General features: G+C 39.3%; 11 protein-coding genes and 1 other annotated feature. All 11 genes read right to left on the reverse strand.

What is annotated here, in order from left to right:
- Window positions 1-9: 9 nt before the first annotated feature.
- Entirely contained in the window at window positions 10-318 is a 309-nt protein-coding gene (gene rplU / locus IEV91_RS15850) for a 50S ribosomal protein L21 (protein ID WP_188498401.1), read from the reverse strand.
- Between the two features lie 13 nt (window positions 319-331).
- Window positions 332-406: a sequence feature (ribosomal protein L21 leader region), on the reverse strand.
- An 85-nt stretch (window positions 407-491) separates the two neighbouring features.
- Window positions 492-1340, reverse strand: a complete 849-nt coding sequence (locus IEV91_RS15855; RefSeq protein ID WP_188498402.1) for a M50 family metallopeptidase — start codon at window positions 1338-1340, stop codon at window positions 492-494.
- Entirely contained in the window at window positions 1340-2098 is a 759-nt protein-coding gene (locus IEV91_RS15860) for a M23 family metallopeptidase (RefSeq protein WP_188498403.1), read from the reverse strand. The genes IEV91_RS15855 and IEV91_RS15860 overlap by 1 nt, the downstream gene beginning before the upstream one ends.
- Window positions 2099-2311: 213 nt before the next feature.
- Window positions 2312-3109 (reverse strand): septum site-determining protein MinD, encoded by a 798-nt coding sequence (minD, locus tag IEV91_RS15865; RefSeq protein ID WP_188498404.1) that lies wholly within the window; start codon window positions 3107-3109, stop codon window positions 2312-2314.
- A gap of 15 nt (window positions 3110-3124) precedes the next feature.
- Complete coding sequence (gene minC, locus IEV91_RS15870; protein WP_188498405.1) at window positions 3125-3799, reverse strand: septum site-determining protein MinC; 675 nt, start codon at window positions 3797-3799, stop codon at window positions 3125-3127.
- 182 nt (window positions 3800-3981) lie between these two features.
- Window positions 3982-4488 carry a rod shape-determining protein MreD gene (gene mreD, locus IEV91_RS15875; RefSeq protein WP_188498406.1) on the reverse strand — a complete coding sequence of 169 codons (507 nt, stop codon included), beginning with the start codon at window positions 4486-4488 and terminating at the stop codon, window positions 3982-3984.
- Window positions 4485-5363, reverse strand: a complete 879-nt coding sequence (gene mreC, locus IEV91_RS15880) for a rod shape-determining protein MreC (protein ID WP_188498407.1) — start codon at window positions 5361-5363, stop codon at window positions 4485-4487. The genes mreD and mreC overlap by 4 nt, the downstream gene beginning before the upstream one ends.
- Before the next feature lie 18 nt (window positions 5364-5381).
- Window positions 5382-6407, reverse strand: a complete 1026-nt coding sequence (locus IEV91_RS15885) for a rod shape-determining protein (RefSeq protein WP_188498408.1) — start codon at window positions 6405-6407, stop codon at window positions 5382-5384.
- A 72-nt stretch (window positions 6408-6479) separates the two neighbouring features.
- Window positions 6480-7151: a RadC family protein gene (gene radC / locus IEV91_RS15890; RefSeq protein ID WP_275584396.1), complete on the reverse strand. Its 672-nt coding sequence runs from the start codon at window positions 7149-7151 to the stop codon at window positions 6480-6482.
- Window positions 7152-7918: 767 nt separating this feature from the next.
- Window positions 7919-8941 (reverse strand): hypothetical protein, encoded by a 1023-nt coding sequence (locus tag IEV91_RS15895; RefSeq protein ID WP_188498409.1) that lies wholly within the window; start codon window positions 8939-8941, stop codon window positions 7919-7921.
- 213 nt (window positions 8942-9154) lie between these two features.
- Window positions 9155-10843, reverse strand: coding sequence for a sensor domain-containing diguanylate cyclase (locus IEV91_RS15900; protein WP_188498410.1), 1689 nt, complete (start codon window positions 10841-10843; stop codon window positions 9155-9157).
- Window positions 10844-11261 lie beyond the last annotated feature (418 nt).

Consider the following 11261-nt stretch of genomic DNA (forward strand, 5'->3'; position numbering starts at 1 on the left):
TTACCCTACTTATGCGTTGATTTTTTCAACAGTAACCTTCGTGTAAGGCTGACGATGACCTTGCTTACGACGATAATTTTTTCTTTTCTTGAACTTGAAAACGACGATTTTTTCGCCTTTTCCATGCTCAGCTACTTTAGCAGTAACCGTAGCTCCTTCAACGGTAGGCTGTCCAACTTTGACTTCGTCTCCTCCTACGAAAAGAACTTGATCAAAAGTTACAGTCTCACCTGGTTCTACTGGCAATTTTTCGATAAAGAGTGTTTGACCCTCTTCAACTTTCAATTGCTTACCACCTGTTTCAATGATTGCGTACATACTGGCACCTCCTCTATTTTCTCAGACTCGCCAGGACAGGTATCCATATCGGCATTTTAAAACCCATCTTGCGCGGTTGGAGCCGGTGCTCCTAAAGTCTAACGTTAGAATCATACCATATTATTTTTCCTACTGTCAATATACTATAAAAAACGTCTTGCATTACGGATGAGTTACACTAATAAATGTCCAATGCTATGATGATAAAGGTGTCTATTAAAGTAAGCTTCAAGAACTAATTTTTCATCAATTTCCTTATGATTTGTTGGTCCTTTGACCACAATTCTGTGCAATTTATCCTTATAAAAACCTTCTAGTATTTCTGTCAATGTTGTCTCTGGTGTGACCAAAAGTGTTTTTTCTTTAAATGAACGCGTTTTGCTATCTCGCCACCGTTCAAGTAAAAACCGCATAAAAACATAGCGTTGATGCCTCCATTCATTAATAATTGTGAAGGTCAAAAACCCAGCGATAATGAAGAAATTCAATAAAAAGGCCTGTAAGAACACAATCCAAACAGAAAGTACGACTAAAAAGAGTAACGAGCAAAGTAAAGAATAACGATAGGCTAATCGATAAGGGAAGCGCTTCGAAAAAATAAGCATAATGATCTTTCCGCCATCTAGCGGCCAGATTGGAAGCAAATTAAAAATAAGAATCATTTCATTGCGTTCTATAAACATGGCATGATTGGCCTCATTCCAATAAGGGGTCATGAGCAATAGATGCGACACTAATGGTAACCACAAATGTTGGAAGGGTCCCGCTAAAGTCACAATAAGTTCTTCCTTAAATGAGCGTGTACCATGCTCATCCACTTTAGCGACACCACCAAAGGGTAAAAGTTCAACCGATGTTAATCTCCAGCCAAACTTAAGTGCTGCCAAAGCATGGCCCATCTCATGGACGATAACAATAAAAAAGACGGTGATAACATCCCAGAATTGTCCTGTAAGAATGCCAGTACCGAACACGATCCAAAAGACAGGATGAATATGAAATTTCCCTTTAAAGCCCTTCATCAGTGAGCAATCACCTGGATGGGGTCAACAAATTTGTCGCCATTTTTAAGAGCAAAATAAAAGGTCCCATTATCTCCACTAGCATCTGCTGTCACAGTCCCAATCTTCTGTCCTTTTTTCACCGTATCATATTGCTTTACATCAACACTTTTGAGTTTGCCATACCATGATTCCTTGCCATCTTCATGTTGAACAACAACTGTTTTTCCAATGTCATCTTTTTTACCTACTGAAATAACGATCCCACTACTCACGGCTTCGACAACCGCATTCGATTGCGTACGATAGGTGACCCCTTTTTTGGCCGTTGAAAATTGTTCAGTCACCGTCCCACTTACAGGGACTGCAAAATCTTGATTCCCTTTTTGTTTAGAAGTTACTTCTGTTTTTCCATCTTTTTGATTCATCGGCAGAAAAGCTAAGGGCTCTCCAAACATTTTTTCATACCAACCGGAAACCACAGTAAAATTCATTTCTTTTGTCAGGGTCTTTTGAACGAGCTGCTTTGCACTTGGATAATCCGCAAAGACATGCGTTTTATACATTAAGGCGCCACCTAAGACTAAAATTGCTGCCACAAAGCATTTAATAATAAAGAGGTTCATATTAAATAACGGATGACCTGAGGAAGGTGATTGGGGTAAGTTCGAGTGATCATGACGACCACTGGGAGCATTACCAGTGGGTTGCCGTTGTTTCGTATTCATTTGCCGAGTACGTAATTTATGTCGTCTTTTAATCTCATTGATTTCATTCATCAGCGCCACTCCTCCGCGTCCACTTTTTATTACAATGTATGAACAAGCAGGACAAGTTATGACACTAACGGAGACAAATGAAGAAAGAAAAAGTGGAGATCGGATAGCCCCTCCCCGAGAAGCTTGCCATCTATCCCACCTCACAAAATAAAAAAAGAGACCATTTTAATAGATCTCTTTTGCTTCATAACTCTATACAAATGCCAAGGTTCTTTAACGCATCCCTAGCATCTTTTTAACTTTTTTAAAAAACCCTTTGTTCTCATCAAGAGACATAAGCGGGACTGATTCACCTAGTATACGCCGGGCAATATTCCGATAAGCGATTGAGGCCCGGGAAGAAGGATTCAAAGCAATTGGCTCACCTTTATTGGATGCCGAAATCACTTCTTCATCATCAACGACAACACCCAAAAGGTCTACAGCGAGGACGTCTAAAATTTCATCAATTTCTAACATTCCGCCTGTTTTAACCATATGATTACGAATCCTATTAATAATTAATCTTGGAGAACTAATGTTAGGTTCTTTCTCTAGGAGTCCAATAATCCGATCAGCATCACGAACGGCTGAATTTTCTGGGGTAGTGACCACAATAGAGTGATCAGCTCCAGCGATAGCGTTTTTAAATCCTTGTTCAATGCCAGCAGGGCAATCAATGAGGACATAATCAAAGTCTCTTTTCAATTCATCAATGATCGCCTTCATTTGTTCAGGTTGAATAGATGTTTTGTCTTTAGCTTGCGCTGCAGGCACCAATTTTAAGCACTCAAACCGCTTATCCTTAATTAAGGTTTGACTTAATTTACAGCGCCCCTCCGCGACATCGACGATATCATAAATGATTCTGTTTTCCAGTCCCATTATGACATCTAAATTTCTAAGTCCAATATCTGTATCAACCAAACAGACCTTTTTATTTTGGAGAGCTAATGCTGTACCAATATTTGCGGTGGTTGTTGTTTTACCAACTCCACCTTTTCCTGATGTAATAACAATTGCTTCCCCCATGTCAGTTTCACCTCTCTATGACCTCTTGGTGGATTCCAGTGATCTCCGAAATAATGATTGCAAACGATCAACGGAAATGGTTCCCGTATTATGATCGACGTAGGCAAATTCCATCACATGGGTCCCTTCACCATTGGGATCCGGGTCTCTACTGATAACATCTGCAATCATCAATTGTGATGGTTTCATAAGAGATGCTGTAATCACCTTATCATCCTGTCCAGAATAACCCGCATGAGCAATACCTCTCAAAGCGCCCATAACATAAATATTCCCCGTAGCTATTATTTTGCCGCCAGGATTTACATCACCAATTAATAATATATCCCCATCTACCCTTACTTCTTGTCCAGAACGAATATACTGGGTAAGCGTCGTTAATTGCTGTTGCTTGACTTTTTCCTCAACTTGTTCTGCTGTAAAAACATTAGAAGAAATTTCAGCGACGAAAAGCTGCTTTTCTTCACGAATAATTTTGTGTATCTCTTTTCGATCTTCCTCTGTTAAGTAGCGATTGCCCGCCTCGACCTTAACCGATATAAGCGGATCATCATGGTAATATGTCCCTTGAACTGACAGTTTGGTCTTTAACTCTGCAATAAGTTGTTCAAAGGAACAACGGTCATCAAGAGATAGGATCAGCCCGTCTTTCTTTCCTTTAATTGTTACAAGTGGTTGTTTATTTGCCATCTGTTGATCACCTCTGGCACTCTATATAAATGTTTCGACACTCCATCAGAATTATCCTTTTTTCCAAAGGAAATGATTGATTTTTTTGCGTAGATTTTGTGAGGATCACAAAATAAGGTTGAGCGATCACTAACTCAAACTATTGCTCTCACTCAAGCTTACCCCACTACCTGTTTAATAAGCTAACGATCCTTTAATGCACCCATCATCTTTTTAAATGGATAGAATACAATAATAGCAAAGACTGTATTTAAAATAAGTGTTGGTGATAAATGCTGTTGTGTATAAGCAATAAAATTTTGGTTCGCCATCCCAATAAGAGTGTAGACACCATATACCTCAAGGTCAAGCATGATTGTAGCCAACATGGAAACAATGACAACAATAATCAGATGTTGATTAAAATGCATCCCTAATAACAATATCAGATAAGCGGTTAGAGTGATACAAAACGCATAGACACCCCAGACATTCGTATAAATAACATCGGTAAGAAACCCAAAAATAACCGCATATCTTAAGGCCACAGCTTTGGAATAAAAAATACCGATCATAAGAACAGTGATAAGGATAAAATAAGGGGCTGCCACTAAGTCATACCCATAACTCTTGAGCGAGAAAACTTGCATAACCGTCCCTTGTAATAGGAAACAAATAAATAGGATGATGAAAAGTTTCACCTGATTCACTGACCATTTTCCCCTTTCGAATCGGTTCCAGAATCAGCTGTTTTGCGCTCAAGAATATTGACAAAGTCAAGTCTATTTACAGCTGCCGCAGGTTCAATTTCCGCAACTTTAGTTAAGCCATAATTATCGGTCCCTACACTTTTGACCTTTCCAATAAGCAACCCTTTTGGATAGACATTCCCCATTCCTGAGGTAACGACTTCATCACCCTTCTTAATTTTAGCCTTTATATCAATCTTCTTAAATAAAAGGACATTTTTGTCCGCATCATAGCCCTCGATCATGCCATTCACTTGATCCTTATTTTGAACTTCAGCAGCAATTTGATTATTGCTCTTCGGATCAGTAATTAGTGTGACGGTGCTCGAGAACTGACTCACTGCTGTTACTTTTCCTATAAAGCCTTCAGCGGTCACAACAGGCCAGCCATTTTGGATCCCTTGTTGTTTTCCCTTATTTACAGTAATTTGCTGATTCCAACCATCAAAGGAGCGAGCGCTAACCATTGCAACATGACGATTATAGGCATCTATATCCGCAACACTGTCAATATGTAGCTGTTTTTTTAACGATGTGTACTGTTCTTGTAGGTTATCATAATTCGCATGTAATTGGGCATAATCCCGTAGATGTTTTTTTAAGGTCTTGTTTTCTTCATAGACATTACGAATATCATTAACGTTCTCAAAGAAACCCGCTACATATTGAGCGGGTCTATTGAACACAACTTGAAAAAAACCTACCGTATCATGAACAAATTGCTCTGGCCAGGACAGCTTCTCACGCTCTTTTAAAGAAAAACCAACGAGAGCCACAAGGAAAATTAGACTTGCTAATAATATTATTAATTTTTTGTTTGAAAAAAAGGGTGGCATGTTGACACCTACTTCACATTACTTTGATCTTGATCTTGACGTAATACCTGCTCTTGATTTAAAGACCGTTAGATTTTCTAATGCACGACCTGTTCCAATAGCAACACAATCCATTGGATTTTCAGCAATAATGACCGGCATCTGAGTCTCTTCTCCTAAGATCCGGTCCAAATTCCGAAGCAACGCCCCTCCACCTGTTAAGACAATGCCTCTATCCATAATATCAGCTGCAAGTTCCGGAGGCGTGTTTTCCAATGTATTCTTAACCGCATCAATAATCTGAGCAACCGTATCTCTTAGAGCTTCTGAAATTTCGTCAGAGGTCACATTAATGGTTTTTGGAAGGCCTGTTAACAGATCTCGCCCTCGAATTTCCATGCTTTCAGATTCTTCAGGTTTTCCAGCTGAACCGATTTGTAACTTCAATTGTTCAGCCGTTCTTTCTCCAATCATCAAATTGTACGTTTTCTTGATGTACTGAATAATATCATCATCCATTTCATCCCCAGCAACACGGACCGACTGACTGGTGACAATACCGCCTAAGGATATAATCGCCACCTCTGTTGTTCCACCACCAATATCAACGACCATACTTCCTGTCGGTTCCCACACAGGGAGATCCGCACCAATGGCAGCAGCAAAAGGCTCTTCAATCGTGAAGGCATCCTTAGCACCTGCCTGCTTAATAGCGTCCTCAACCGCACGCTTCTCAACGGCAGTAATACCTGAGGGAACACCAACCATCACATTAGGCTTGCGACCAAAGATCGATTTTTTATAAGCTTGTTTAATAAAATATTTTAACATGGTCGCCGTGGTTTCAAAATCCGCAATCACACCATCGCGAAGCGGTCGCTGAGCCACAATGTTTCCTGGCGTACGACCAATCATATTTTTAGCAGAATTCCCCACGGCTTCAATCGTTTCCGTATCCGTTCGTTTGGCCACTACGGAAGGCTCCCGGAGGATAACCCCTTTTCCTTTAACATATACAAGCGTATTCGCTGTACCGAGATCAATACCCATATCTCTGGATAACATCTATGTAAACTCCCTTCATGTTGCAAAACTCATAAAGTAAATTATAGCCTAAAGTTCATTAAATGAATAGTCTCATACAACACCTTTTTCTTTGAGACTAATAAATTTTCGATCTCCTATCACAATATGGTCAAGAACATCAATGCCAAGCAACATTCCACACTCAACAAGACGTTTTGTCACATCAATATCTTCTCTACTCGGTGTTGGATCCCCACTTGGATGGTTGTGAAAACAAATAATGGAGGCCGCAGAACGTTTAAGCGCTTCTTTAAAAACCTCTCTTGGATGGACAATGGAGGCATTTAAACTCCCGATAAATACCGTTTGGCGATGAATGACCTGGTTTTTTGTACTCAGATAAAGGCACACAAAATGTTCCTGAGTAAGAAATCGCATATCTTCCATCACATATTTTGCCCCATCTTGTGGAGAGCGAATGATATAATGCTCATCATCCCATTCCCTCATCAAGCGTTTACCCAACTCAAGTGTGGCTTGAATCTCGACGGCTTTCGTCTTACCAATCCCTTTAATCTCCATAAGTTCTTCCACTGTCGCCATTTTAAGCCTCTTAAGTCCACCAAAAGTATTGAGAACACGTCCTGCAAGCTGGATGACGGATTCCTCTCTTGACCCCGTTCTTAAAACGATGGATAACAACTCTTGATTGGACAATCGTCCAGCACCTTCTTTCAAAAGGCGTTCTCTAGGGCGTTCTTCCTTAGGCACATCACGGACCATGAGCATTGACTTTGTCAACTTAACTCCTCCTTATACTATGTGTCCAACGCATGAAGAAAGAAATTCTCATCAGTATATTGAACACGATCTTCTTCTGTCCCATGACTGACAAGGTGTCTGCAGTAAAACAACCCCTCAATTTGGCTTGGACTTTTCATTCCAACAACGTATCCATCTTTAAAAAGGTTCATAACGGAGTATAGGCAATAGGAGAAAAAATAACGCAATCACACTTGAGACCTTCAAAGCTTGAACATCAGTAATTAAAAGTGTTGGGAATTCAAAAATAGTGAGTGAGATTAAATTAAGTGACTAGGATTAGAAGGATAGTCAATGGAAAATATTGAGATTGGCGAGCCATTGCTGGGGCGTTTAACTGTTAACTCCAATTTAACGTATCCACACCATTTTGTCACGCAAAAAAAGACATAATCCTTCAAACTTCACAGCTATTTTCACTCTTAATAAAAGGTTTCGTCAAAACTCTCGTTTTTATGACATTAATCACTAAAAGTTTATGAAGAAACCACATTGAATGATCAAGAGCGATTATTTTCCCCAGGTGGGATCTATAAGATTTTTGCCAAAAAAAGAGGACGACAACATCATCCCCACAATGGTTCACTATATAATAGACAGATAAAAAAATATGGCGAAAAGCATGCCGAGTCCCTATTCAGTTAGGTATTAAAATGCTTTTCACCAAAAGGCAGCATCAGCACCGTCCTGATGAACAGAATTCTATGCTTGCTGATTCATTAAAAAGTTTAATTTAAATCAGAGCATATTTTTTGATAGAGACTCAATCCATCCAAAAGCGCCTGCTGTCCCTCCTGCCCAGCTTTTATCTGATTATAGGCGGTATTTAACACCACTCGAAAAGTTTCGAGATCTTTCTTTGTTGTGGATGACAATGACTCATCTTTGGGAACAGATAAAGCGTCCAATAATTTTGAGATCGTATTTACTGTCTTCTGGTCAGGAGTCTCTCCTTCAGCGAGTGCACCGGAAGCTTCAATTAATTGGGTAAATAATGTCTTCCCCTTTTTCATGTATTGAAAAACGTTAGAGGAGGATTGAAACTTTTGCGGCGTGTAATCCCACACTTTTCCATATAGAGTCACCTTTTTCTTTTGTAACTGGGTTTCTAGCGTTTTACGACGGGTTGAATTATCCGCAATACCAATAAAAACAGCATATTGTTCACCATCATTGACAACAGCAGCCGGAATCTGAGAACTCTTTTCGAGATCCTCCATCCCCTTAGTTGCTGCGTCTTTTTTCGCAAAAACATTCCATTGGATCACCTGTACTCTTAAAGACAATGCCTGAACATTTTGCTCTGCGCCTTGAGCCTTGGCTTGATCTGGTGAGGACACATTCTCTTTTTGCGCTGCGTTATTCAGTGTTGTAGTCTGAGTCTTATGATCCGAAAATAGAATGAGAATAGTAAATCCAATGCCAAGCCCGACAATGATAGCGGCTAGGAAGGGCATCCAGAAATGCTTAAAAAGGTTAAAAAAGGTCCCAGAAGGCAACCCTTGACGCCCTACTTTCCTTTTCTTCTTTTTATATTTTACGATAGCAGGGGCTGCTTCCCCCTGATCATCGTGATTTAGTTTTTTCTGTTCATTAAATGTCTTACGCCAATTCAATGTTTGATCTTCATCTGCCGCTGCAACCTCTTTTTTTGCCCATTCTTCTAAACGATGCTCTTTACCATTAAAACTTATAATTACGTCGTCATTGCTCTTTGTTTGTCGTTGTCCGTCATTTTTAGGTTTAGCCATCCGACATACTCCCCTTTCCGTTCGGCAATCTGCATTACCGAATGACGACCTTGATACCATATTTCTAGTAGAATAACACTTGGCTAAAAAAAAAGGACAAGACATTTGTCGTCTTATCCATGTTTTTTTTCGTTAAAATCTAGTAGTATTCGATTTTATTTGTGCCCATGACCTAAGCTTCTCTCGTTAATAGGTTTAAGGAAATACGAGAAACTATCCTGTATAAGTGGCGACACGATTCCGCCCCTGCTGCTTGGCCCCAGAGTACATCGCTCTATCAGCATTACGGATGAGCGACATGGGATCCTCGCCTTGAATTGGAGCAGTTGCCACCCCAATGCTTGCAGTGATATGTATGAACCTTCTTCCTTCATAGCCAATATCAGTTTGAATGAGAAAAGGCTCATGGGATAAGCGTATACGGATATCTTCCGCCATCGTATAGGCTGCCCCAGTATCCATTTTAGGGAGTAAAATAATAAACTCTTCGCCTCCATAGCGGGCAACAAGACCTTTGTCATTCACAATTGAGAGTAAGCGGTGACTGACATCACATAAAACACTATTCCCACTTTCATGGCCATAGGTATCATTAATTCGTTTAAAATGATCTAAATCAATCATCATAATAGAAAAATATCTGTTCGTTGTATCGACAAACATGCGATCAAGCTGTTCAGAAAAAAAGCGATAATTGTATAAATTCGTCAAAGGATCACGTTCACTTTTATTTTTTGTTTTCTCGTAGTCTTTGGCATTGTTTATAGCAACAAAAAGAAAATTGACCAAGATCTTTAACATAATCATGTGGTGCTTCTCATAAACACGTTTTTGTTTAGACGCTACAATCACCGAACCTAATGTCCTGTCATTTTCACCGTATGGAATTACCATTGCTGATTGTACAAGTTTTGAGATAGAAGCTAAGCCTTTTCTTTTTAACTCTTTTTGCGTCCCTATTCGAATGCTCTCTTTGGTATCCCATCCTTCAAGAACATCTCGATTAGTCATTTTAGCATGCTCTAAAAGTCCTATTTTTTTCTCATACTTGTAGGTTAAATGACGCTTGTCAGCATCATCCCGCATCACTAAATAAGCATAATCAATCTCTAACATCGTTTGAATCTTTTTAAAAAATAACGACAATATATCATCAACATCAAGGATTCCCGTTAGCTCGCGACCGACATCACTAGTCTTTTGTAACAAGCGATTAATGGAATAGCTTTTATTCACTAAATGAAAAATAACAGACAAAGTGACGATAGGCAACGCAATAAAGAAGAGAGCCTTTCCGCCCATATCGGAATAGAGTAAGTAGAGAACAAGGCCAATAGGAATAACTAGAACTAGGGTAAGGGCTTCCCAAAGTAACTCTTTATCAATAACAATTGCCTGTCTGTAGACCCATTTAGTCACGAGAAATATAAAGACCTGATTACTTAGGAAGAAGGAAACTCCATAGACCAAAACAGGGAGTATATTAATAGACCCACTATCTTTTATGACGCCTGTTGTCCCCCCTAAAAAATAATAAATATACCCGGAGACAATGGATACAAATAAAAACATCAAAGCATTCAAAGGCAACTTATATAAACTCTCTTTGTCATAGCGCTTTCTTGCTGCATAAATTATAATCATCAATTGCGCAATCACCATTTCTATGAAAAGCCCAAAAATGAGGAAGGTGGCAATTGAGATGCCCTCCACCACCACTATATCCCTGTCGCGCAATTTAAAGTAAAAAAAGGTGCTCACGATCATAAGGATGACCATGCCAATAACGGATAAATAAGCTCCCCCAATCATTGGAGGTCTGTCCTTATAAATAAGGAGAATAGCCGCTGGCCACAAGAAAGCCCAAATGACCCACACTCCGATTTTTTTATTTTTTGTCATGAAGATGCATTCCCGCCACCCTTCCTAATCCTTACTTTTTTTCCTTCTCACAATATATGCGCCATCAAGTTCATAATATTAACTTAATTATACCAAATTTCTTATGATTTACTATTATTAATTTACCGATATCATAAATTAAAAAAAGAGATAATAGAGTATTAAAATAGAGGCCTTTACCCCACAAAGTATAAGAATAACTGACTTCCCCAAAATCTTGATCAAATAAGCCCTATTTTCCTCCTTGTCTTTCTTAATTCTCCCTTGCCTAATACATTCTTACGCTTTAAAAACAGAGAGGTTAAGACAGAAGTCTTTCACTCATAGAAAGAGGCTGTCTCAGAAGTCCTGTAAATTGGACTGTTTGAGACAGCTTCATCTTGATATTCAATCAAATTGAATTTGTAGGATATAAAAA

This window comes from Pullulanibacillus pueri (genome assembly GCF_014639255.1).
GTDB lineage: Bacteria > Bacillota > Bacilli > Bacillales > Sporolactobacillaceae > Pullulanibacillus > Pullulanibacillus pueri.